Source organism: Kitasatospora nipponensis, from assembly GCF_039528135.1.
In the GTDB taxonomy this organism is placed as follows: Bacteria; Actinomycetota; Actinomycetes; order Streptomycetales; family Streptomycetaceae; genus Kitasatospora; species Kitasatospora nipponensis.
Genome location: NZ_BAAALF010000060.1, coordinates 16,406 through 40,188 on the forward strand (window position 1 = coordinate 16,406; position 23,783 = coordinate 40,188).

18 protein-coding genes are annotated in these 23,783 nt (G+C 73.1%); 12 read left to right on the forward strand and 6 right to left on the reverse strand.

Annotated elements, in window-relative coordinates; genetic code table 11:
* Positions 1 to 43 precede the first annotated feature (43 nt).
* Positions 44 to 3,172, reverse strand: a complete 3,129-nt coding sequence (ileS, locus tag ABD323_RS18365; RefSeq protein WP_344442767.1) for an isoleucine--tRNA ligase — start codon at positions 3,170 to 3,172, stop codon at positions 44 to 46.
* A 595-nt stretch (positions 3,173 to 3,767) separates the two neighbouring features.
* On the opposite strand from ileS, the gene ABD323_RS18370 reads away from it, so the two are divergent.
* The 4 genes from ABD323_RS18370 to ABD323_RS18385 all read left to right on the forward strand — a co-directional run bounded on the left by ABD323_RS18370 (position 3,768) and on the right by ABD323_RS18385 (position 6,628).
* The gene (locus tag ABD323_RS18370) at positions 3,768 to 4,289 is read left to right on the forward strand and encodes a TraR/DksA family transcriptional regulator (RefSeq protein ID WP_344442768.1); all 522 of its coding nucleotides are present in this window, start codon (positions 3,768 to 3,770) and stop codon (positions 4,287 to 4,289) included.
* 188 nt (positions 4,290 to 4,477) lie between these two features.
* Complete coding sequence (lspA, locus tag ABD323_RS18375) at positions 4,478 to 5,191, forward strand: signal peptidase II (protein WP_344442769.1); 714 nt, start codon at positions 4,478 to 4,480, stop codon at positions 5,189 to 5,191.
* 37 nt (positions 5,192 to 5,228) lie between these two features.
* The gene (locus ABD323_RS18380; protein WP_344442770.1) at positions 5,229 to 6,170 is read left to right on the forward strand and encodes an RluA family pseudouridine synthase; all 942 of its coding nucleotides are present in this window, start codon (positions 5,229 to 5,231) and stop codon (positions 6,168 to 6,170) included.
* Positions 6,167 to 6,628 (forward strand): GNAT family N-acetyltransferase, encoded by a 462-nt coding sequence (locus ABD323_RS18385; protein WP_344442771.1) that lies wholly within the window; start codon positions 6,167 to 6,169, stop codon positions 6,626 to 6,628. The genes ABD323_RS18380 and ABD323_RS18385 overlap by 4 nt, the downstream gene beginning before the upstream one ends.
* 25 nt (positions 6,629 to 6,653) lie before the next feature.
* Here the strand turns inward: ABD323_RS18385 and ABD323_RS18390 are convergent, their stop codons facing one another.
* A complete protein-coding gene (locus ABD323_RS18390) occupies positions 6,654 to 7,664 on the reverse strand; it encodes a mechanosensitive ion channel family protein (protein ID WP_344442772.1) in 1,011 nt (336 codons plus the stop codon).
* A gap of 90 nt (positions 7,665 to 7,754) precedes the next feature.
* Between ABD323_RS18390 and ABD323_RS18395 the strand changes: the two genes are divergently transcribed.
* The 4 genes from ABD323_RS18395 to ABD323_RS18410 are packed head-to-tail and all read left to right on the forward strand — an operon-like array spanning position 7,755 to position 12,482.
* On the forward strand, positions 7,755 to 10,538 hold the full coding sequence (locus tag ABD323_RS18395) for an alpha/beta fold hydrolase (protein WP_344442773.1): 2,784 nt from the start codon (positions 7,755 to 7,757) through the stop codon (positions 10,536 to 10,538).
* Positions 10,535 to 11,410, forward strand: coding sequence for an ABC transporter permease (locus ABD323_RS18400; RefSeq protein WP_344442774.1), 876 nt, complete (start codon positions 10,535 to 10,537; stop codon positions 11,408 to 11,410). The genes ABD323_RS18395 and ABD323_RS18400 overlap by 4 nt, the downstream gene beginning before the upstream one ends.
* A 14-nt stretch (positions 11,411 to 11,424) precedes the next feature.
* On the forward strand, positions 11,425 to 12,081 hold the full coding sequence (locus ABD323_RS18405) for a dienelactone hydrolase family protein (RefSeq protein ID WP_344442775.1): 657 nt from the start codon (positions 11,425 to 11,427) through the stop codon (positions 12,079 to 12,081).
* Complete coding sequence (locus ABD323_RS18410) at positions 12,078 to 12,482, forward strand: DUF3052 domain-containing protein (protein ID WP_344442776.1); 405 nt, start codon at positions 12,078 to 12,080, stop codon at positions 12,480 to 12,482. Before ABD323_RS18405 ends, ABD323_RS18410 begins: the two co-directional genes overlap by 4 nt.
* 72 nt (positions 12,483 to 12,554) lie before the next feature.
* Here the strand turns inward: ABD323_RS18410 and ABD323_RS18415 are convergent, their stop codons facing one another.
* From ABD323_RS18415 to ABD323_RS18430, 4 genes are all read right to left on the reverse strand, one after another.
* Entirely contained in the window at positions 12,555 to 13,328 is a 774-nt protein-coding gene (locus ABD323_RS18415) for a hypothetical protein (RefSeq protein ID WP_344442777.1), read from the reverse strand.
* A 118-nt stretch (positions 13,329 to 13,446) separates the two neighbouring features.
* A complete protein-coding gene (gene dnaE, locus ABD323_RS18420) occupies positions 13,447 to 16,995 on the reverse strand; it encodes a DNA polymerase III subunit alpha (protein WP_344442778.1) in 3,549 nt (1,182 codons plus the stop codon).
* A gap of 187 nt (positions 16,996 to 17,182) precedes the next feature.
* On the reverse strand, positions 17,183 to 17,941 hold the full coding sequence (locus ABD323_RS18425; RefSeq protein ID WP_344442779.1) for an RDD family protein: 759 nt from the start codon (positions 17,939 to 17,941) through the stop codon (positions 17,183 to 17,185).
* A gap of 55 nt (positions 17,942 to 17,996) precedes the next feature.
* Positions 17,997 to 19,106, reverse strand: coding sequence for a LysR family transcriptional regulator (locus ABD323_RS18430; RefSeq protein WP_344442780.1), 1,110 nt, complete (start codon positions 19,104 to 19,106; stop codon positions 17,997 to 17,999).
* 71 nt (positions 19,107 to 19,177) lie between these two features.
* Between ABD323_RS18430 and ABD323_RS18435 the strand changes: the two genes are divergently transcribed.
* The 4 genes from ABD323_RS18435 (at position 19,178) to ABD323_RS18450 (ending at position 23,742) form a co-directional block, all read left to right on the forward strand.
* Positions 19,178 to 20,074: a dihydrodipicolinate synthase family protein gene (locus tag ABD323_RS18435; RefSeq protein ID WP_344442781.1), complete on the forward strand. Its 897-nt coding sequence runs from the start codon at positions 19,178 to 19,180 to the stop codon at positions 20,072 to 20,074.
* A 131-nt stretch (positions 20,075 to 20,205) separates the two neighbouring features.
* The gene (locus ABD323_RS18440; protein WP_344442782.1) at positions 20,206 to 21,231 is read left to right on the forward strand and encodes an aspartate-semialdehyde dehydrogenase; all 1,026 of its coding nucleotides are present in this window, start codon (positions 20,206 to 20,208) and stop codon (positions 21,229 to 21,231) included.
* Positions 21,232 to 21,511: 280 nt separating this feature from the next.
* Entirely contained in the window at positions 21,512 to 22,708 is a 1,197-nt protein-coding gene (locus tag ABD323_RS18445) for an NYN domain-containing protein (protein WP_344442783.1), read from the forward strand.
* An 80-nt stretch (positions 22,709 to 22,788) separates the two neighbouring features.
* Positions 22,789 to 23,742: an ABC transporter ATP-binding protein gene (locus ABD323_RS18450; protein WP_344442784.1), complete on the forward strand. Its 954-nt coding sequence runs from the start codon at positions 22,789 to 22,791 to the stop codon at positions 23,740 to 23,742.
* Positions 23,743 to 23,783: the final 41 nt, after the last annotated feature.

The window sequence follows — 23,783 nt, forward strand, 5'->3', positions numbered from 1 at the left end:
TGGCCCGCACTCGGTCGAGTGCGGGCCACCGCCCCTGTGCCGACTACGCCTTGCGCAGCTGGAAGGTCAGGCCCAGGCCCTCGTCCGTGAAGGACTCGGACGCCCAGTCGGCCGTGCCCGGCGCGAAGTCGACGGCGAGCACCTCGTCGGCGACCAGCGGGCCGTGCTCGGTGACCGCGCGCACGGTCTCCTCGACCGGGGACTGCCAGCGCAGCACGATCCGGTCCGAGACGTCGAGGCCGGAGTTCTTGCGGGCCTCCTGGATCTGGCGGATCGCGTCGCGGGCGATGCCGAGCAGCTTGAGCTCGGGGGTGATCGCCAGGTCGAGCGCGACGGTGGCACCGGACTCGTTGGCCACCGCCCAGCCCTCGCGCGGGGTCTCGGTGATGACGACCTCCTCGGGGGAGAGCTCGATCCGCTCGCCGTCCAGTTCGACCCCCGTGCTGCCGTTCGCGCGCAGCTCGGCGGCGAGCTGGGCGGCGTCGGCCGCGGCCACCGCCTTGGCCACCTCCTGCACGCCCTTGCCGAAGCGCTTGCCCAGCGCGCGGAAGTTGGCCTTGGCGGTGGTGTCGACCAGCGAGCCGCCCACCGTCGCCAGCGACTCCAGGGTGGAGACGTTGAGCTCCTCGGCGATCTGCGCGCGCAGGTCGGCGGGCAGCTCCTCCCAGCCCTGGGCCGCGACCAGCGCGCGGGAGAGCGGCTGGCGGGTCTTGACGCCGGACTCGGCGCGGGTCGCCCGGCCCAGCTCGACCAGCCGGCGCACCAGCGCCATGTGCCGCGAGAGCTCGGTGTCGATCAGCGTCTCGTCGGCCACCGGCCAGGTGGTCAGGTGCACCGAGACCGGGGCGTCGGGGGTGACCGGGACGACCAGGTCCTGCCAGACCCGCTCGGTGATGAACGGGGTGAGCGGGGCCATCAGCCGGGTGACCGTCTCCAGCGCCTCGTGCAGGGTGGCCAGCGCCGCGGCGTCGCCCTGCCAGAAGCGCCGGCGCCCGCGCCGCACGTACCAGTTGGAGAGGTCGTCGACGAAGCCGGAGAGCAGCTTGCCGGCGCGCTGGGTGTCGTAGGACTCCAGCGCCGCGTCGGTCTCGCGCACCAGGGTGTTCAGCTCGGAGAGCACCCAGCGGTCCAGCTGCGGGCGCTCACCCGGCGCCGGGTCGCTCGCGGAGGGCGCCCAGTTCGCGGTGCGCGCGTACAGGGCCTGGAAGGCGACGGTGTTCCAGTAGGTGAGCAGCGTCTTGCGCACCACCTCCTGGATCGTGCCGTGCCCGACCCGGCGGGCCGACCACGGCGAGCCGCCGGCGGCCATGAACCAGCGCACCGCGTCGGCGCCGTGCTGGTCCATCAACGGGATCGGGTCGAGAGTGTTGCCCAGGTGCTTGGACATCTTGCGGCCGTCCTCGGCCAGGATGTGACCCAGGCAGACCACGTTCTCGTAGGACGACTTGTCGAAGACCAGGGTGCCGACGGCCATCAGCGTGTAGAACCAGCCGCGGGTCTGGTCGATCGCCTCGGAGATGAACTGCGCCGGGTAGCGGCTCTCGAACAGCTCCTTGTTCTGGTGCGGGTAGCCGTACTGCGCGAACGGCATCGAACCCGAGTCGTACCAGGCGTCGATCACCTCGGGCACCCGCACCGCGGTGCCGGAGCACTCGCGGCAGGCGAAGGTGACCTCGTCGATGAAGGGGCGGTGCGGGTCCAGCTCGCTCTGGTCGGTGCCGGTCAGCTCGGAGAGCTGGGCCAGCGAGCCGACGCAGGTCAGGTGGTTCTCCTCGCAGCGCCAGATCGGCAGCGGGGTGCCCCAGAAGCGGTTGCGGGAGAGCGCCCAGTCGATGTTGTTGTTCAGCCAGTCGCCGAAGCGGCCGTGCTTGACGGTCTCCGGGTACCAGTTGGTGGCCTCGTTCTCCCGGATCATCGCGTCCTTGACGGCGGTGGTCCGGATGTACCAGGACGGCTGCGCGTAGTAGAGCAGCGCGGTGTGGCAGCGCCAGCAGTGCGGGTAGCTGTGCTCGTAGGGCAGGTGGCGGAAGAGCAGGTCGCGGGACTTGAGGTCGGCGACCAGCGCCTCGTCCGCCTTCTTGAAGAAGACCCCGCCGACCAGCGGCACGTCCACGGCGAAGGTGCCGTCGGCCTCGACCGGGTTGACCACCGGCAGGCCGTACCTGCGGCAGGTGGCGAGGTCGTCGGCGCCGAAGGCGGGCGCCTGGTGGACGATGCCGGTGCCGTCCTCGGTGGTGACGTAGTCGGCGTTCAGGACGTAGTGGGCGTCCTCGATGGCGACCAGGTCGAAGGGGCGGCGGTAGGACCAGCGCTCCATCTCGGCCCCGGTGAAGGACTGCCCGGTGGCCTCCCAGCCCTCGCCGAGCGCCTTGCCGAGCAGCGGCTCGGCGACCACGAGCCGCTCGGTGCCGTCGGTGGCCACCACGTAGGTGACCTCGGGGTGCACGGCGGCGGCGGTGTTGGAGACCAGCGTCCACGGGGTGGTCGTCCAGACCAGCAGCGCGGCCTCGCCGGCCAGCGGGCCACCGGTCAGCGGGAAGCGGACGAAGACCGAGGGGTCGACGACCGTCTCGTAGCCCTGGGCGAGCTCGTGGTCGGACAGGCCGGTGCCGCAGCGCGGGCACCAGGGGGCGACCCGGTGGTCCTGGACCAGCAGGCCCTTGTCGAAGATCTGCTGGAGCGACCACCAGACCGACTGGATGTAGGACGGGTCCATGGTCCGGTAGGCCTCGTCGAGGTCGACCCAGTAGCCCATCCGCTCGGTGAGCTTGGTGAACTCGTCGGTGTGCCGGGTGACCGACTCGCGGCACTTGGCGTTGAACTCGGCGATGCCGTACTTCTCGATGTCCGGCTTGCCGGCGAAGCCCAGCTCCTTCTCCACCGCCAGCTCGACCGGCAGGCCGTGACAGTCCCAGCCGGCCTTGCGGGCCACGTGGTAGCCCTTCATGGTCCGGTAGCGCGGGAAGACGTCCTTGAAGACGCGGGCCTCGATGTGGTGGGCGCCGGGCATGCCGTTCGCGGTGGGCGGGCCCTCGTAGAAGACCCACTCGGGGCGGCCCTGGGACTGCTCCAGGCTGCGCTGGAAGACCTTCTGGTCGCGCCAGAAGCTGAGGATGCCGTGCTCGAGCACGGGCAGCTCGACCTGGGCGGGAACGGCGTTGTAGGTACTCATCGCGGGCGTCTACCTCCGGCGGATGCGTGGACGGGCATTCCGACGGAGGGACGAGACGGCGAGCCGTCCCGCGGTACCACCCTCCTTGGCCGCCGAGACCGCGACGGCCCACTCCTTGGGCTTGCTGCCGGTTCTACTGGGCCCCTGAACTGGGCTGTTCTTCCGACGGCTCCGGGGTGATCTTCCCGCCGCGCTCACCCCCGGGCTCGCACCGTCCCCGGGTCGCTCATGGCTGCGTACGTCGGTACTCGTCCCATCTGCGCCTTGCCGGCCCAGTCTATAGGGCCCGGGCAACCGTATTCCGCCAGCGCGCGGGCGCGTGGTTAGGCGGTGACGATCTGGGCACAACTTTGTCAATGCCCGGGCACGGACCAGATTCAGGCGGCTGGCCGGGTGGGATCACTCTGAGCACCGGTATGTCCCGTTGTGACCGGATTCGATCAGGATTATCGTTCCGGCACCAGTGGCCGACGGGAACCGTCGGCCGGAGTCATTCGTAGATGGGGTCGAAGCCATGGCTGAGAAGGCAACGGGCGCGGGCATCGCCACGAGGCGGGCCCCGAAGGCCGTGGCAGGCGACCAAGGGGAGGGTTCCGTGACCACGACACGGCGCAAGACCAGCACCACCACCGGACGGGGCACGGCCACCAGCCGTCACCACACTCCCGCGGGCTCCGGCGCACGGGCCGCGGCGGCGGTGGGTGGCGCCGAGTCGGTCGACCCGGCCGAGCTGCCGGTCCGCGCGGGGGAGGACCCCTGGACGGCGGCCGAGGTCGCCGAACTGCACGCCGAGCTGAACGGCGAACTGATCCGGCTGCGCGAGGAGATCGACGCCGCCGAGGCCGCGATCACCGGGCTGATGCGCGACTCCAACGACGGCGCCGGCGACGACCAGGTCGACGCCGGGACCAAGAACATCAACCGGGAGAGCGAGCTGGCGCTGGCCAACAACGCCCGCGACATGCTCGACCAGACGGAGCGGGCGCTGACCCGCCTGGAGGGCGTCGGCTTCGGGGTCTGCGAGTCCTGCGGCCAGGCGATCGGCAAGGCCCGGGTGCAGGCCTTCCCGCGGGCCACCCTCTGCGTGACCTGCAAGTCGAAGCAGGAGCGCCGCTGACCCCACCACCGGCCCCGGTCGTCCGGGGCCCGGTGGCGGACCGGCGGTGGTACGGGGCCGGACGGGCGCGCGCACCGCGTGCCGTACGCTCGACCCCGTAACGTCGGCCCCCTTTTTCGGCAGCGGAGCGGATCATCACTACGTCAGGTTCATCCCAGACTCAGGACGAGCCCACCGGGGCCGACGCCGTGGAGCCCGCCGAGTCGCCCGAGGCGTCGGTGACCGCTCCCGCCGCCGGCTCGGCCTCCGCATCCGCATCCGCCTCCGCCGAGCAGGACCGGGTCACCGGTGCGGACACGCCGAGCGGGGCCAGCGCCGCCGACGGCGGCCGGGCCGCACTGCGCCGGCGCCGGCTGGGCGTGCTCTTCTCGATCGCGTTGCTGGCCTACGTGATCGACCTGAGCAGCAAGCTGCTGGTGGTCGCCAAGCTGGAGGGCCGCTCGCCGATCCGGGTGATCGGCGACGTGATGACCTTCCAGGTGATCCGCAACCCGGGCGCGGCCTTCGGCATGGGGCAGACCATGACGGTGGTCTTCACCCTGATCGCGGCCGCCGTCATCGTGGTGATCTGGCGGATCTCGCGCCGCCTCTACAGCCTGCCGTGGGCGATCGCGCTGGGCCTGCTGCTGGGCGGGGCGCTGGGCAACCTGACCGACCGGCTCTTCCGCGCGCCGGGGGTCTTCCGCGGCCACGTCGTGGACTTCATCTCGGTGCAGCACTTCGCGGTCTTCAACCTGGCCGACTCGGCGATCGTCTGCGGCGGGATCCTGGTGGTGCTGCTCTCCTTCCGCGGCAGCAACCCGGACGGCTCCACCCACCGGCAGGCGACCGGCGCCGAGCCGGGCGGCACCGAGCGCGCCGCCGAGCAGCCCGGCGACCAGGGCCGGGCCGAGGGCGAGTAGGGCGGGAGCCGGGCGGCGTTACGGCATACTCGTACGGGTGAGTACCGCAGCGCAGATCCGCACCCTTCCCGTTCCGGACGGCCTCGAGGGCGAGCGTCTCGACGCCGCCCTCGCCCGGATGTTCGGCCTCTCCCGGACCAAGGCCGCCGAGCTGGCCGCCGAGGGCAAGGTCCGGATCGACGGTGCGACGGCCGGCAAGTCCGACCGGGTGATCGCCGGCTCCTGGCTGGAGGTCGAGATCCCGGCCCCGGCCGCGCCGGTGCAGATCGTGCCGCTGCACGTCGACGGCATGCGGATCGTCCACGACGACCAGGACATCGTGCTGGTCGACAAGCCGGTCGGGGTGGCCGCCCACCCGAGCCCGGGCTGGACCGGTCCCACCGTCATCGGCCACCTGGCCGCCGCCGGCTACCGGATCTCCACCTCCGGCGCGGCCGAGCGCCAGGGCGTGGTGCACCGCCTGGACGTCGGCACCTCGGGCCTGATGGTGGTGGCCAAGTCGGAGCGCGCGTACACCGACCTGAAGCGCCAGTTCCACGACCGGGTGACCGAGAAGAAGTACCACACGCTGGTCCAGGGCCACCCGGACCCGATGAGCGGCACCGTGGACGCCCCGATCGGCCGTCACCCCAGCAGCGACTGGAAGTGGGCGGTGACCCGCGAGGGCAAGCCCTCGGTCACCCACTACGACCTGATCGAGGCCTACCGCTCGGCCTCGCTGCTGGACATCAAGCTGGAGACCGGCCGCACCCACCAGATCCGGGTGCACATGTCGGCGCTGCGCCACCCCTGCGTCGGCGACCTGACCTACGGCGCTGACCCGACGCTCTCCAAGCGGCTGGGCCTGAGCCGGCAGTGGCTGCACGCGGTCTCGCTCGGCTTCGAGCACCCGGCGGACGGCGAGTGGGTGCAGTTCACCAGCACCTACCCCGAGGACCTGCAGAACGCCCTGGACATCATCTCGGCCGAGAGCCAGTGAGCCCGGCCGACATCGCGGTGGTCGCCACCGCCGAGGAGTTCGCGCAGGCCAAGTGGGTGCGCCGGGAGGTCTTCGTGGTCGAGCAGGAGATCCCCGAGGCGCTGGAGTACGACGAGCTGGACGCCACCGCGGTGCACCTGCTGGCCCGTGACCCGCAGGGCTCGCCGCTGGGCACCGCGCGGCTGATCCGCGGCGAGCAGGCGCTGGCGCTGACCGGGATCGCGGGCCGGATCCTGCTGGGCCGGCTCGCGGTGCTGGCCGCCGCGCGCGGCACCGGGCTGGGCGCGGCGCTGGTCGGCGCGGTCGAGCGGGCCGGCCGGGAGCTGGGCGCGAAGGAGTGCGAGCTGCACGCCCAGGTGCAGGCGCTGGGGTTCTACGAGCGGCTCGGCTACCGGGCCGAGGGGCCGGTCTACGACGACGCCGGGATCCCGCACCGCACCATGACCAAGGCGCTCTGACGCCGGTTCCCCGCGGCCCGCGCGGCTACTGCGTGCGCAGGCGGGGGAGGGCCTGCGGGTGCTCGTCGCGCAGGAAGGCCAGCAGGTCCTCGCGGACCTCGCAGCGCAGCAGGAAGGCGTCCTCGGGGGTGCGGGCCGTCATGGTGGCCCGCACCACGATCGTGCTCGGCGTGCTGTCGACCACCCGCAGCGCCCACTCCTGGCCGTCCCAGTGCACCGAGCCGGCGAGCGTGGCGCGCAGGTGTTCGCGCAGGGCCGGCACCGGGGTGCTGTGGTCGAGGTGGAGCAGGACCACGCCGAGCAGCCCCGGATCCTTGCGGGTCCAGTTCTCGAAGGGCTTGCTGACGAAGTACGAGACCGGCACGATCAGCCGCCGGTGGTCCCAGAGCCGCACCACCAGGTAGCTCAGGGTGATCTCCTCCACCGTCCCCTGCTGGTCCTCGACCACCACGGTGTCGCCGATCCGCACGGTGTCGCCGAAGGCGATCTGCAGGCCGGCGAAGAAGTTGCCGAGCGTGCTCTGGGCGGCGATGCCGACCACGATGCCGATGATGCCGGCCGAGGCCAGCAGGCTGGCGCCCACCGCGCGCAGGGTGGAGAAGGTCAGCAGCATCACGGCCACGGTCACCACCGCGACCAGCGCGCCGACCACCCGGCGCAGCATGCCCACCTGGGTGCGCACCCGCTGCAGGCGGGCGGGGTCGCCCGCGGTGGTCTCGTAGCGGCTGAGCGCGCTCTCCACGACGGCGGCGGTGATCCGCACCGCCAGCCAGCCGGTGGCGGCGATCAGCACCAGCAACAGGCCGTGCCGCAGGTCGTGGTCGTCGATGTCCAGCAGGTGCGCCAGCGGCCGGCCGGCCATCAGCAGGCCGGTGGCCACCACCACCTGGAGCGGGACCCGGCAGCGCCGCAGCAGGGCCCAGAGCGGGGTGCCCGGATGGCGGGTGTCGGCCCGTTGCAGGACCTGGTCCACCACCCAGCCGACCGCCAGGGTCAGGGCCACGGTGGCGAGCAGGGTGAGCAACGGCCAGAGCACAGCGCCACGATACGCGGAATAGCCGGACAAATCAGACATCCCGTCAGGGGCTTAGCGGATCTTTACGCTAGACGGATAGGATCGCTATCCATGGGACTCCGCGGCTTCTGGCGCCACCGACGACGCATCAGGCTGACCCGCCGTCGGCTCCTCGCGGGCGGGCTGGCGCTGGTCGCCGTGCTCGGGGCGGGCACCGTGGTCGCGGTGGCGAACCAGCCGGCGGCGGTGCACCAGAGCGACCAGCTGCTGGCGATGCCGCAGGCGCCGGGCAGCGCCGAGCAGGTCTCCATCGACACCTCCTTCTTCACCACCGGCAGCAGCCCGCGCCCGGCGGTCCTGCTGGCGCACGGCTTCGGCGGCAGCAAGGCCGACGAGGTGGACGAGGCGCGCAAGCTGGCCCGCTCCGGATTCGCGGTGCTGACCTGGACGGCGCGCGGCTTCGGGCACTCCACCGGGCGGATCGACCTGGACGGGCCGGACGGCAGCGTGCAGGACGTCAAGCACCTGGTGGACTGGCTGGCCCAGCGCCCCGAGGTGCAGCTGGACGCGCCGGGCGACCCGCGGGTGGGCATCACCGGCGCCTCCTACGGCGGGGCCATCTCGCTGCTGGGCGCCGCCGCCGACCCGCGGATCGACGCCGCGGCCCCGCTGATCACCTGGTGGGACCTGCCCGGCGCCCTCTTCCCGCAGAACGCCCAGGGCTCCTCGGCCCTGGACGGGGTCTTCAAGAAGCTCTGGGCCGGGATCTTCTTCACCACCGGCTCGGCCGGCGACCTGACCTCCTCCACCACCGGCGCGCCCGCCAAGCCGGCCGCGCCGGCGGGCGGCGCGGTGGGCTGCGGTCGCTTCACCGACGAGCTGTGCGCGATGTACGACCGGGTGGCCACCGCCGGGCGGGCCGACCCCGAGGCGGTGGCGCTGCTGGCCAGGTCCAGCCCGGCGAGCTACGCCGAGCGGATCAAGGTGCCCACCCTGGTGGTGCAGGGCCAGCAGGACTCGCTCTTCCCGCTCGACCAGGGCGACGCGATGGCCCGGGCGATCGCCGCGAACGGCGCGCCGGTCTCGGTCGACTGGTTCGCCGGCGGCCACGACGGCGGCACCGAGACCAGCGACCGGGTGAACGACCGGATCACCGCCTGGTTCGACCACTACCTCAAGAAGGACGGCACCGGCACCGGCCCGGTCTTCCGGGTCACCCGCACCGGCGGGGTGGACTCCACCGGCTTCCAGGCCGTGCTGCGCGGCGCCGACGCCGATCAGTACCCGGGCCTGTCCGGCACCGCCGCGCGCAGCGTCGAGCTGGCACCGGTGGGGCACGCCGGAGGCCCGCAGGAGGTCGCCAACCCGCCCGGCGGCGCACCGCCGGCGATCTCCACCGTGCCGGGGCTGGGCGCGCTGTCGCAGGCCTCCTCGCTCGGGGTGGGGGTCTCGATCGACTTCCCCGGCCAGTACGCCGCCTTCGACTCCACGCCGCTGGACTCCGGGCTCCAGCTGACCGGCAGCCCGAGCGTGGACGTCACGGTGAGCTCGGACGCGCCCGACGCCGTCCTGTTCGCCAAGCTCTACGACCTGGGCCCGGACGGCAAGCAGACGCTGCCGCAGCAGCTCGCCGCCCCGCTGCGGGTGACCGGCGCGAACGTGCCGGGCGGGCGGCGGGTCACGGTGCGGCTGCCGGCCATCGACCACGCCTTCCCGGCCGGCCACCGGCTGCACCTGGTGCTGGCCAGCACCGACCTGGCCTATGCCTCGCCGAACGCGCCCGCCACCTACCGGATCGGCCCGGTGGGCCCGCTCAGCGCACCCACCGTCAGCGCCCTGCGCACCGAGGCCACCGCGCTGCCGGCCCGCACCTGGCAGCTGCCGCTGCTCGCCGTCGCGGTGGCCGCCGTGCTGCTGCTGATCGGCCGCCGGCGCCGGGGGCCGCCCCCCCCCCCCCCCCCCCCGGGCCGGGGGGGCCTGCGGATCACCGGCCTGAGCAAGCGCTACAAGGGGGCCACCGACCGGTACGCGGTGCGCGAGCTGGGCTTCACCGTCGAGCAGGGCCAGGTGCTCGGCCTGCTGGGGCCCAACGGCGCCGGCAAGACCACCACGCTGCGGATGCTGATGGGCCTGATCCGGCCCGACGAGGGCGAGATCAGGATCTTCGGCCACGCGGTGCGCCCCGGCGCCCCGGTGCTGTCGCGGGTGGGCGCCTTCGTCGAGGGCGCGGGCTTCCTGCCGCACCTGAGCGGGCGCGCCAACCTGGAGCTGTACTGGCGCAGCACCGGCCGCCCGGTGGGTGATGCCCACCTCGAGGAGGCACTGGCGATCGCCGACCTCGGCGAGGCCCTGGACCGGGCGGTGCGCACCTACTCGCAGGGCATGCGCCAGCGCCTGGCGATCGCCCAGGCCATGCTGGGCCTGCCGGACCTGCTGATCCTGGACGAGCCCACCAACGGGCTCGACCCGCCGCAGATCCGCGAGATGCGCGAGGTGCTGATCCGCTACGCGGCGGCGGGCCGGACCGTCATCGTCTCCAGCCACCTACTCTCCGAGGTCGAGCAGAGCTGCACCCACCTGGTGGTGATGGACCGCGGCCGGCTGGTCAGCGCGGGCGAGGTCGGCGCGATCGTCGGGGGCGGGGAGCTGCTGCTGATCGGCACGCCCGTCTCGTTCGGGCCCGTCGAGCTCGAGCGGGCCGCCAAGCGGGTCGCCGAGCTGCCCGGCGTCGGCCCGGTGGAGGTGGCCGGGCACGGGCTGCTGGTGCGCCTGGAGGGCCTGGCGCCGGCCGAGCTGGTCGCCGAACTGGTGCGCCTGGACGTCCCGGTGGAGCGGGCCGGCCCGCACCGCCGCCTGGAGGACGCCTTCCTGTCCCTGATCGGAGGATCCGCATGAGCACGGCCCCGGCTCCCGCCCCCGCCGCAGCCCCCGACCGGGCCGCCGGCTACCGCCCGCAGCACACCCTGCCGCTGCGGGTCGAGGCGCTGCGCCAGCTGCGGCGCCGGCGCACGCTGATCGTGCTGGCGGTGCTGGTGGCGATGCCGTTCATCGTGCTGGCCGCCTTCCAGATCGGCGGCACCCCCAGCCGGCCCGACCGCACCACCTTCATCGAGCTGGCCACCGCCTCGGGGCCCAACTTCGCCGCCACCCTGCTCTTCATGGGCACCGGCTTCCTGCTGGTGATCCCGGTGGCGCTGTTCTGCGGGGACACGGTGGCGGCCGAGGCCGGCTGGTCCTCGCTGCGCTACCTGCTGGCCGCGCCGGTGCCCAGGGCCCGGCTGCTGGCCCGCAAGCTGACGGTGGGTCTGCTCTTCTCCGCCGTCGCGATCGTGCTGCTGCCGCTGACCGGCCTGGCGGTGGGCACCGCCGCCTACGGCTGGGGCGACCTCAAACTGCCCACCGGCGGCAGCCTGTCGGCCGCCGAGGCGATGCCCCGCCTGGCGATCGCGGTGCTCTTCGTCTTCCTGAGCGAGCTGGTGGTGGCCGCGCTGGCCTTCTACCTCTCGACGGCCACCGACGCCCCGCTCGGCGCGGTCGGCGGCGCGGTCTTCGCCTCGATCATCACCGGGGTGCTGGACGCCATCACGGCGCTGGGGGACCTGCGCGAGTGGCTGCCGGCGCACTGGCAGTACGCCTGGGCCGACGCGCTGCAGCCGCAGCTGGAGTGGGGCGGCATGGTGCAGGGGGTCTCGGTCTCGCTCTCCTACGCCCTGGTGCTGCTGGCGCTGGCCTTCCGCGGCTTCGCCCGCAAGGACATCGTCTCCTGACCGGCCCGCTCCCGGTGGGGGATCATGGAGCGGTACCCGTCACCAGGGCAGGCCGCCCACCGTCACCAGGAGCACCCGTGGCCCAGATCATCCTCTTCCACTCGGCCCAGGGCCGGCGTCCGGCCGTGCTGGAGGCCGCCGAGCGGCTGCGCGCGGCCGGCCACCGGGTCGAGGCGCCGGACCTCTTCGAGGGGCGGACCTTCGAGGACGTCGAGGAGGGCATGGCCTTCGTCGAGGAGACCGGCACCGACGAGCTGCTGCGCCGGGCGGTCGCGGCGGCCGCCCCGCTGCTGGCCGACGGCACCCGGCTGGTCTACGCGGGCTTCTCGCTGGGCGGCGGACTGGCGCAGAACCTGGCGCTCGCCGACGAGCACGCGCGGGGCCTGCTGCTCCTGCACGGCACCTCCGACCTGCGCGACGACGCGGCCACCGCCGTCCCGGTCCAGCTGCACGTGGCCGAGCCGGACCCGTTCGAGACCGAGGACTGGCTGAACGCCTGGTACCTGCGGATGGTCAAGGCCGGCGCGGACGTCGAGGTGCACCGCTACCGCGGCGCCGGGCACCTGTTCACCGACGAGGGGCTGGCGGACTACGACGCCGAGGCGGCGCGGCGCACCTGGGCCGTCGCGCTGGCCTTCCTGGCCGAGCTGGACGGCGGCGAGCAGGGATGAGCACGCCGGCCGGCTACTCGGGCACCCCGCTGCCGCGCAAGCTCGGCATCCGGGAGGGGTCCGTGGTGCGCCTGGTCGGCGCCCCGGACGGCTTCGAGCTGCCCGTGCCGCTGGACGCGGGCCCGCCGTTCGACGTGGCGCTCTGGTTCCCGGCCGACCGGGCCGCCTTCGAGGCGGGGCTGGCCGACCTGCGCGCCGCGATGACGCCGGCCGCCGGGCTCTGGGTCTGCTGGCCCAAGAAGGCCGCGCTGCGGACCCGTCCGGAGCTGGCGACCGGCGTGGACGAGGACGTGATCCGCGCGGTGGCGCTGCCCACCGGGCTGGTGGACAACAAGGTCTGCGCGGTGGACGCGACCTGGTCGGCGCTGCGCCTGGTGATCCGCCGCGAGCTGCGCGGCTGACCGGCCGGCGGTGGGCCTCGGTGGACCACGCGGCCGGCCGGGTGCGGCCGGGCAGCCGTGGCCGGTGCCGGGTCAGCCGGTGGGCGGGGCGTCCTGCGGGCGCGGCGGGTAGCCGTAGTTCGGGGCGGGCGGCTGGGCCGGCTGGGCCGGCGGCGCGGGCGGGAAGGGGGGCTGCTGGACCTGCGGGGCGTAGCCGGGCTGCGGCTGGCCGGTGGGTGCGGGGAGGTAGCCGCCCTGTGCCGCGTAGTCGTTCGGCGGCGGGTAGTCGCCCTGCGGGAGGTAGCCGCCCTGCTGCGGGAGGTAGCCACCGCCCTGCGGCGGGGCGTAGCCGACCGGGGCGCCGGTACCGGCGGGGCGGCGGGTGCTGAGCACCACCAGGGCGAAGACGATGGCGATCAGGACCTCGGTCAGCTGGCCGACGTTCAGCCACAGGTTGGGGGTGGCCGGGCTGCTGAAGGCGTGCCGGCTCTCCGCGTCGCCGCTCAGCTGGGCGATGACGACGCTCGCCGACACGTAGGCGTTGGTCAGCAGCAGCACGGTGCCGCCGCCGCGGACCCAGCCACCGCCGCTGAAGGCGCCGATGATCAGCACCAGCAGGGCTCCGCAGGTCGCCGCGCTGCCCGAGAAGAAGCCGACCGGGGCGGCGACGACGTGGTCGTAGGTGAAGCCCAGCGCGGTGGGCAGGTAGTCGGCGCCCTCGCGGTTCAGGTCGAAGGCCAGCATCGACAGCTCGATCAGCAGGTTGAGCAGGAGCAGCACCGCCAGACCCGGCAGCGCGGCGGCGCGCGGGCGGGCGGGGGCCGGCTGCGGGCTCGGGAACCCTCCGACAGGTGCGCCGTAGCTCATCGTCTCCCCCTTTGGGCAGCGCGCCGCGGGTGGTCCACGGTTCGTCGCGCGGGGCGAGACTAGCGTGCTTCCGGGCGGGCCGGGGAAGGGATCCCCCGGCCCGCCCGGATCGGGCTCCTCAGGCGCTCCAGGCGGAGGGGCCGAGCAGGGTCTTCACCTCGCTGGCGAAGGCAGTGTCCGGGTTGACCAGGAAGCCGAGCTCGTAGAGCACGTCCTTCTGCCGGCTGGTGGTCAGCAGCCGCACGGGCACGTCGCCCGGGTGGGCCCGCAGCGAGCGCTTGAGCTCCTTGACCACGTGCGCGTTGATCTTCGGGTACGGCACGGTGATCTGCACCGGGGGCTTGCCGCCGTGCTCGGCCGAGGAGATGTCCAGGGTGGTGATCTCCTGGCCGAAGATGCTCAGCGAGCCGTCGCGCTCGTTGAGCCGGCCGCGCACCGAGACCACGTTGTCCTCGACCATCTGGTCGGCGAGCAGGTTGTAGCTGGCGGGGAAGAAGAGCACCTCCACCGAGCCGTCCCGGTCGGCCAGCGTGATGATCGCCCAGGCGTTGCCGGCCTTGTTGATCCGCCGGTCCACGCCGGTGATCAGCCCGGAGAGCCGCACCTCGCCCTCGGAGCGGCCCGAGCCCATGAGCTCGGCGATCGACACGTCGCGGTTGCGGGCCAGGATGTGCTCGGCGCCGTCCAGCGGGTGGCTGGAGACGTACAGGCCGAGCATCTCGCGCTCCAGGCTGAGCAGTTGCTTGCGCGGCCACTCGCGGTCGGTGAGCTCGAAGTCCAGGCCGATCGCGGGGGCGTCGGAGCCGGTGTCCAGTGCGCCGAAGAGGTCGTCCTGGCCGATCGCCTGCTGCTTCTTGACCCCGGTCACCGCGTCGATCGCGTTCTCGTGCACGGCGACCAGCGACTGGCGGGTGTGGCCCAGCGAGTCGAAGGCGCCGGCCTTGATCAGCGAGTCGACGGTCCGCTTGTTGCAGACGACCAGCTCGACCTTGTCCAGGAAGTCGGCGAAGGAGGAGTACTTGCCCTTCTCCTTGCGGGTGCGCACCAGCGACTCGATGACCGGCACGCCGACGTTGCGCACGGCCTTGAGGCCGAACCGCACGTCGCTGCCGACGGCGGTGAAGTCGACCACCGACTCGTTGACGTCGGGGGAGAGGATCTTGATGCCCATCTGGCGGCACTCCGCCAGGTAGACGGCCATCTTGTCCTTGTCGTCGGCCACCGAGGTGAGCAGCGCGGCCATGTACTCGGCCGGGTAGTTCGCCTTGAGGTAGGCGGTCTGGTAGGAGACCAGGCCGTAGGCGGCGGAGTGCGATTTGTTGAACGCGTAGCCGGCGAACGGGACCAGGACGTCCCAGACCGCCTGGATCGCCTCGTCCGAGTAGCCGCGTTCCTTGCATCCGGCGTGGAACGGCACGAACTCCTTCTCCAGCACCTCCTTCTTCTTCTTGCCCATCGCGCGGCGCAGCAGGTCGGCCTGTCCCAGGCTGTAGCCGGCCAGCACCTGGGCGGCTCGCTGCACCTGCTCCTGGTAGACGATCAGCCCGTACGTCGGGCCGAGGACCTCGCTGAGCGGGGCCTCCAGCTCGGGGTGGATCGGGATGATCTCCTGCTGGGCGTTCTTGCGCAGCGCGTAGTTGGTGTGCGAGTTCATGCCCATCGGACCGGGCCGGTAGAGCGCGGAGACGGCGGAGATGTCGGCGAACTCGGTGGGCTTCATCAGCTTGAGCAGGGCGCGCATGGGGCCGCCGTCGAGCTGGAAGACGCCCAGGGTGTCGCCGCGGGCGAGCAGTTCGTAGGTGGTGGGGTCGTCCAGCGCGATCTTCTCGATGTCGACGTCGACACCGCGGTTGGCTTTGACGATCTTGATGCAGTGGTCGATGATGCCCAGGTTCCGCAGACCCAGGAAGTCCATCTTGATCAGGCCCATGGCTTCGCACGACGGGTAGTCGAAGCCGGTGATGATCACGCCGTCCTTGTCCCGCTTGTGCAGCGGGATCAACTCCAGCAGCGGGGTCGAGGAGAGGATGACGGCCGCGGCGTGCACGCCGGTGCCGCGGATCAGGCCCTCGATGCCGAGTCCGGTGTCGATGATCTTCTTGACGTCGGGCTCGTTCTGGTACAGCGAGCGGATCTCGGTGCCCTCGTTGTACCGCGGGTGCTTCTCGTTGAACAGGTCGGCCAGCGGCACGCCCTTGCCCATCACGTCCGGCGGCATCGCCTTGGTGATCCGGTCGCCCATCGCGAAGGGGTAGCCCAGGATCCGGTTGGCGTCCTTGACGGCGGCCTTGGCCTTGATGGTGCCGAAGGTGTTGACCTGCGCGGTGTAGGCCTCGCCGTACTTGTCGGTGACGTAGCGCACCATCTGGTCGCGCTGGCGGTCGTCGAAGTCGATGTCGACGTCGGGGGGGTTGATGCGCTCGGGGTTGAGGAAGCGCTCGAAGAGCAGGTCGTGCTCGAGCGGGTCCAGCTCGGTGATCCGGGTGAGGTAGGAGACCATCGAGCCGGCCGCCGAACCACGGCCCGGGCCGACCGGGATGCCGTTGTCGCGGGCGTACTGGCAGATGTCGGCGACCACGAGGAAGTAGGCGTCGAAGCCCATCGGGGAGATGACGCCCATCTCCAGCTCGATGCGGTCCAGCACCTCCTGGCTCGGGTTGTCGCCGTAGCGCACCTTCAGGCCGGCGGCGATCTTCTTGCGCAGGAAGGAGGCCTGGGTCTCGCCCTCGGGCACGTCGAACTGCGGCATCCGGTCGACGTAGTCGAAGACCTCCTTGTACGAGCCGATCCGCTCGCCGATCGCCAGCGTGTTGCTGCAGGCCTCGGGCAGGTCGCGGAAGAGCTCGCGCATCTCCTCGGGGGTCTTGATGTAGTAGCCGCTGCCGTTGAACTTGAAGCGGTTCGGGTCGTCCTTGTTCTTGCCCACGCCCACGCAGAGCAGGCTGTCGTGGGCGTCCGCCTGGTCGGCGGTCACGTAGTGCGAGTCGTTGGTGGCCAGCAGCGGGATGTTCAACTGCTTGGCCAGGCGCAGCAGGTCCTCGCGCACGTCCCGCTCGATGGACAGGTCGTGGTCCATCAGCTCCAGGAAGTAGTTCTCCTTGCCGAAGATGTCCTGGTAGGCGCCGGCGGCCTTGACCGCCTCCTCGTACTGCCCCAGCCGCAGCCGGGTCTGCACCTCGCCCGAGGGGCAGCCGGTGGTGGCGATGATCCCGGTGGCGTTCGCGGCGATCAGCTCGCGGTCCATCCGGGGCTTCATGTAGTAGCCCTCCATCGACGCGAGCGAGGAGAGCTTGAAGAGGTTGCGCAGGCCGGCCGCGTTCTCCGCCCACATGGTCATGTGGGTGTAGCGGCCGCCACCGGAGACGTCCTTGCCGCCCTCGCCGTCGGAGTTGGCCGGGCGCTGCCCGCCCGGGGACCAGAAGACCGGCTTCTTCTCGAAGCGCGAGCCGGGGGCGACGTACGCCTCGATCCCGATGATCGGCTTGACGCCGGTCTTGGCCGCGCTCTGGAAGAACTCGTAGGCGCCGAACATGTTGCCGTGGTCACTCATAGCGATCGCCGGCATGCCCTGGCGCTCGGCCTCCGCGAACAGCTTGCCGTTCTTCGCCGCCCCGTCCAGCATCGAGTACTCGGTGTGGACATGCAGGTGCACGAAGCTGTCGGCCACGGGTGAGGCTCCTCGGACGAGCGGTTGGGGCCTCCCACCCTAACGCGATCGCCCCACCCGCCACGCCCGCCGCACGGGGGGCTCCGCGGCCCTTCGGGCAGGTGTGGTGAGTCCGGTCACACCCGGTGCACACAGCACTGTGGCCGGACCCTACCGGGTCCGGCCACAGTGCTCAACCTGCCTGCTCTCAGCCCTCCTTGACCACCACGGTCTTGGCGGCCTTGTCGTGCAGGGCCTGCTGGAACGGCTTGTCCCAGAGCGGGAAGAGCACGTTGACCAGGTAGAACAGGTTGCCCAGGCAGTAGACCACCAGCGGGCCGCCGTAGACGGCCGCGCGGACGAACAGCTCGTTGTCGGTGGGGCGCCCACCGTGGGCGAGCGAGACCACCCGCAGCTTCATGGCCTTCTTGCCGACGGTCTGCTGGTTCTGCGTGAGCAGCATCAGCGCGTCGTAACCGGCGTAGATCGCCCCGATCAGGATGCTCGCGACGAAGTAGCCCGCGGCGGCGGTCACCACGGTCCAGACCAGGATGACCGGGATCAGCAGGACGGCCGCGTCGATCAGCCGGGCCAGGAAGCGGTCACCCGGCGAGGCCAGGGTGCGGGTGCCGGGGACGTGCTGGCCGTAGGCCGGCTCGGAGAGCCACGGCGGCAACTGTCCGTAACCGGGCTGCTGGGCGTAGGGCTGCTGCGGCTGCTGGGGGTAGCCGTACTGCTCCTGGCCGGGCTGGCCGTAGCCGGGGGCCTGCTGCCCGTACGGCGGCTGCTGCGGCTGGGGCTGCTGCGGGTACCCGTAGGCGTCCTGCGGCTGGCCGTAGCCCGGCTGCGGCGGCACGCCGGGACCCGGCGCGCCCTGCTGCCCGGGCTGGCCGTACGGGTTGTTCTGACCGTACGGGTTCTGCGGGTCGGACGGGTAGCCGTATCCCGGCGGTTGGTTTGTACTCATGCTCCCGCGCTCGTCTCGTGGTGACTTGCCCTCAGTTGATTCGTTACGCGCTGTTCTATACGCGCGGGTGCGGGCTGGGAAGAGCCGGTGATTGATCGTTACGTGAACAGCACAGTGGCCGACCGGCCCGGATCGCCCGTCGACTCTCCCTCGGGGGCCGCAGTCGGGCCGGCAGGGCGGTGCGGACGGCCGCCGCGAAGGCGGCCACCGCCGGGTGGGCGCCGGCGCCCTCGCGGCAGGCGACCGCCGTGCGGCGGGACATCGCCACCCGCTCCAGGAGCACCCCGGGCGGCGGATCCAGGGTGCCCAACTCCGGTACCAGGGCGACCCCTTGGCCGGCGGCGACGAGGGCCAGCACGGTGGCGAAGTCGTCCACCCGGTGGCGGATGCGCGGGGCGAAGCCGGCCGCCTGGCAGGCCCGCACCGCCATCGCGTGGCAGAGCGTGCCGGGGACCGCGACGATCCACGGCTCGGCGTGCCAGCGGGCCAGCGCGCCGAGCGGGGGGCCGGATCCGGCATCGGGGGCGGGGGCGGCGGACTTGGTGAGTTCGGGGGAGTCGGGGGGCGCGGGGGGCGCGTCGGGGTCGGTGGGGTCGGTGGGGTCGGCGGGTTCGCCGGCCCGGTGCGGCTCGTCGGACGGGCGGGCGAGGTACATCGGCTCGGTGAAGAGCGGTTCGCTGCGCACCCCCGGCTGCGGCGGGGCCGGCACGAAGTCGTAGTCGTGCACCAGCGCGACGTCCAACTCCCCGGACCGCAGCAGGTCGGCGACGCCCGCGGGGTCCACCTCGGCGACCATCGGCTCCAGGTCGGGGTGCAGGGCCGCCAGCTCCACCAGGGCCGGCGGGATCACCACCCGGGCGGCCGAGGGGAAGGTGCCGATCCGCAGCGGGCCGGCCAGCCCCCGGCGGGCGTCGGCCAGTTCGGCGGCGGCCAGCTCCAGGTGGGCCAGCACCGCCTCCGCGTGGGTGACCAGCCGGCGGGCCGCGGGCGTCAGCGCGACCCGCCGCCCGGTGCGCTCCAGCAGCGCCACGCCGGCCTCCCGTTCCAGCGCGCCGAGCTGCTGGGAGACCGCGGAGGGGCTGAAGGACAGTGCCTCGGCGACGGCGGCGATGGTGCCGCGGTGGGCGAGTTCGCGCAGCAGGCGCAGGCGCCGGACATCGAGCATCGGCTCAGCTTACGGGTATCGGCGGAAATGCGAACTGGACCTGACGCAAGAGCCGGGGGAGGCTCGGAGCCATGGAGAACCAGCTGCGCGGGATCCTCGTCCCGCTGATCACCCCCTTCACCGCCGACGGCGAGCTCGCCGCCGAGGCCCTGGAGTCGCTCGCCCACGGCCTGCTGGACGAGGGCGCCGGCGGACTGGTCGCCCTGGGCACCACCGGCGAGCCGTCCGCACTGGACCCCGAGGAGCGGGCCACCGTGCTCGACGTCTGCGCCCGGGTCTGCCGCGAGCGCGGCGCCCCGCTGGTGATCGGCGCCGGTGGCGGTGGCACCCGGCAGAGCGTGGCGGCCCTGGCCGAGCTGCGCGCCTACCCGGAGGCGGTCGCCGCGCTGACCACCGTGCCGGCCTTCGTGCGCCCCGGGGCGGCCGGCGTGCTCGCGCACTTCGAGGAGCTGGCGGCGCACAGTCCGGTGCCGCTGGTCGTCTACCACATCCCCTACCGCACCGGTCAGGAGCTGGACGCCGGGGCCCTGCGCGCGGTCGGCGCGCTGCCGCGGGTGGTGGGCGTGAAGTACGCCACCGGCGGCGTGGACGCGCAGACGGTGGCGCTGCTCGGCGACCTGCCGGACGACTTCGCGGTGCTGGCCGGGGACGACGCCGTCCTGTCCCCGCTGCTCGCCCTGGGCGCATCCGGCGGGATCCTCGCCTCCGCGCACCTGGCGACCGCGCGCTTCGTCGAGCTGACCGAGGCGTGGCGGGCGGGCGAGGCGGCCCGGGCCCGGGCGCTGGGCCACCGGCTGGCCGCGTTGTCGGCGAGCGCCTTCGCCGAGCCGAACCCGACGGTGATCAAGGGCGTGCTGCACGCGCAGGGCAGGATCCCCAGCGCCGCCGTGCGGCTGCCGCTGCTGCCGGCGGGTGCGGGCGCGGTGGCGGCCTGCCTGAGCGCTTTGGAGGCGCTGGAGGCCGCGTAGCCGGGGGCGGGGTAGGCCGTCGTCGGGGGCGGCGGGCGGTCGCGGTGTCCACCAGGTGAATAACCGACCTGGTCGTGGGCGGTGACGAGGCAAGATGAGACCGAGCAGGCACATCGGAGGAGGACGTGGAGATGAAGATCGGCATCGTCGGGGCGACCGGACAGGTCGGCACAGTGGTCCGGCAGATCCTGGCGGAGCGCTCGTTCCCGGTCGAGCAGCTGAGGCTCTTCGCCTCGGCCCGGTCGGCCGGCCGGACGCTGCCCTGGCAGGACGGCGAGGTCACCGTCGAGGACGCGGCCACCGCCGACTACACCGGCCTGGACATCGTGATCTTCTCGGCCGGCGGCGCGACGTCCAAGGAGCTGGCGCCCAAGGTGGCCGCGGCCGGAGCCGTCGTGATCGACAACTCCTCCGCCTGGCGCCGTGACCCCGAGGTCCCGCTGGTGGTCGCCGAGGTCAACCCGCACGCGGTGGCCGAGCGTCCCAAGGGCATCATCGCCAACCCGAACTGCACCACGATGGCCGCCATGCCCGTGCTGCGCCCGCTGCACGCCGAGGCGCAGCTGACCGCCCTGGTGGTGGCCACCTACCAGGCGGTCTCCGGCAGCGGTCTGGCCGGCGTCGCCGAGCTGCAGGAGCAGGCCGCCAAGGTCGCCGACGGCGCGGCCGCGCTGGTCCACGACGGCGCCGGCGTCGAGTTCCCCGAGCCGAAGGTCTACGCCCGGCCCATCGCCTTCAACGTGGTGCCGCTGGCCGGCTCGATCGTCGACGACGGCCTGAACGAGACCGACGAGGAGCAGAAGCTGCGCCACGAGAGCCGCAAGATCCTGGAGATCCCGGACCTCAAGGTCGCCGGCACCTGCGTGCGGGTGCCGGTCTTCACCGGCCACTCGCTGCAGGTCAACGCCCGCTTCGCCGCGCCGATCACCCCCGAGCGGGTGCGCGAGCTGCTGGCGGACGCGCCCGGCGTGCAGCTCAGCGACATCCCCACCCCGCTGCAGGCGGCCGGCCAGGACCCGAGCTACGTCGGACGGATCCGGCGCGACGAGACGGCGGAGAACGGCATCTCGCTCTTCCTGTCCAACGACAACCTGCGCAAGGGCGCGGCGCTCAACGCCGTGCAGATCGCCGAGCTGGTCGCCGCCGAGCTGGGCTGATCGCAGCTCCGTCAGGCGTCCCACCGCTCCGTCGGGCCGTCCACCGCAGCTGCGGTGGACGGCCCGCGCGCGCAGCCGGGTGATTTCAGCACGCCCGGGAGGGGTAAAGGTGTCCGCAACGGTCCGGCAGGCTGCCCGTGGCGGCCTGGCTCGGGCACACTGCTCGGTACGCCGCACGCCAGGTCAGGGGTGAGGGGACCAGGGGCTTGTCCGACAAGTCCTAGGGGCACCAGGGTGGGGCCCCGGCCGCCACCGGGCCGACCGGAGAAGAGGTGCGGAAGTGGACCGCTGCGTCGTCCTCGTGGACGCCGGATACCTGCTGGGCGCCGCCGCCAGCCTGCTCGCCGGAGAGCCCTCCCGGTCCCGCGTGACGGTGGACCACACCGCCCTGATCGCCTCGCTGCGCGAACGCGCCGAGGAGGAGACCGGGCTGCCGCTGCTGCGGATCTACTGGTTCGACGCCGCGCCCGAGCGCCGCCCGATGCCCGAGCACCGCCGGCTGCGGGTGCTGCCCCGGGTGACGGTTCGGCTCGGCGCGCTGACCCGGGCCGAGGGCCGCTGGGTGCAGAAGGGCGTGGACGCCGCGATGCACGCCGAACTCTCCGAGCTCGCCCGCAACCGGGCCTGCGCCGACGTGGTGCTGGTCACCGGTGACGGCGACCTGCTGCCCGGCATGATGTCCGCCAAGGAGCACGGCGTCGCCGTCCACCTCTGGGCGCTGCAGGCCGCCGACGGCGACTTCAACCAGTCCGAGGACCTGGTCGGCGAGGCCGACGAACGCCGCGTGCTGGACCGCGAGTGGATCACCCGTTCGGTCTGCCGGCGCGAGCCCGCGGTGGTCTTCCCGCCGGCCGGACCGCGTCCGGAGATCGCCAAGATCCTGGCCGCCCCGCCGGCCGCCCGCCCGGCCGCCGCGCAGGAGCCGCCCGCCGCGCCCGAGCCGGAGCTGCCCGCCGCCGCGCTCAAGGTGGTGCCCACGCCGAAGGACCTGGCCGGACTCGCCGGACCGGCCGGGCGCGCCGCGCACCCCGCGCAGCCGTCCGCCGCGGGCAACGGACCGGTGCTGCGCTGGTCCTCCGACCGCGGCTGGGTGGACCGCCCGGTCGGCGAGGGGCCCGCCGCCGGCGACACGCTGCCGACGCTGGCCCAGCTGACCACCGCCGAGCAGCGCTGGGCCGACCGCGAGGAGGACATCACCGCGATCGGCGGCGACCCGCACGAGGTCGGCCAGGTCTTCGCCCGGCGCTGGACCGACCGGCTGGCGGACCGCGAGCGACTGGCCCCGATCTGGTCCGACTACCCGCGCATCCCGCACCGGGTGGACGGCGAGCTGCTGCGCTACGCCGCCCGCTTCGGCCTGCTGGCGCACAAGGACGACCAGATCGACGAGCACGACCGCTACGCGATCCGGGCCGGCTTCTGGCGCGAACTCGCCGCCCGGGTGCCGGGCGGCGAGCTCGTCGTGGTGGACGACTAGGGCCGATCGGAGGTGGACCGGAGTCGCCCGTTCGCCCCCGTTGTCCGAATCCGTCACCTCAGCGCGTAGAGTCTTCGCTCGTGAGCGACGCCCCACTGCCCTGCTGCTCCGTGCGGGGCCTCACCAGGAACCATGGCGAGGTCCGGGCCAACGACGGGGTCGACCTGGAGATCCGCCAGGGTGAGATCTTCGGACTGCTCGGCCCCAACGGCGCCGGCAAGTCCACGCTGGTACGCCAGCTCACGGGTCTGCTGCGCCCCGACGCGGGCAGCATCGAGATCCTCGGGCACGACATCGTGCGCCACCCCGAGCGCGCCGCCCGGCTGCTGGGCTACCTCGGCCAGGAGTCCAGCGCGCTGGACGAGCTGACCGTGGCGCTGGCCGCCGAGACCACCGGACGGCTGCGCGGGCTGAGCCGGGCCGCCGCCCGCGCGCAGAGCGCCGAGGTGCTCACCGAGCTGGGCCTGGAGGCGCTGGCCACCCGCCCGCTCGCCAAGCTCTCCGGCGGCCAGCGCCGGCTGGCCTGCTTCGCCGCCACGCTGGTCGGCGAGCGCCCGCTGCTGGTGCTGGACGAGCCCACCACCGGCATGGACCCGGTCGCCCGGCGGGCCGTGTGGTCCGCGGTGGACCGCCGCCGGGCCGAGCACGGCACCACCGTGCTGCTGGTGACCCACAACGTGATCGAGGCCGAGACGGTCCTGGACCGGGTCGCGGTCCTCGACGAGGGCCGGGTGATCGCCTGCGACACCCCCGGCGGCCTCAAGGCGCTGGTGGACGGCGACGTCCGGCTCGACCTGGTCTGGCGCACCGAGGCCCCGTTGCAGGTGGCGGCCGTCGCGGCGCTGGCCGAGCGGGCCGACCGGCTCGGGCGCCGCTGGACCGTGCGGACCACGCCGGAGGAGGCCACCTGCCTGATCGCCGCCGTCACCACCGGGCCGGCCTTCGCCGCCCTGGACGACTTCACGCTGGCCACCCCGAGCCTGGAGGACGCCTACCTCCGGCTCGGCGGCCGCCACGGAGGACTGGCGAAGTGACCGTGCTGACCTCACCCGCCGCCACCAACCGCCGCGCCAAC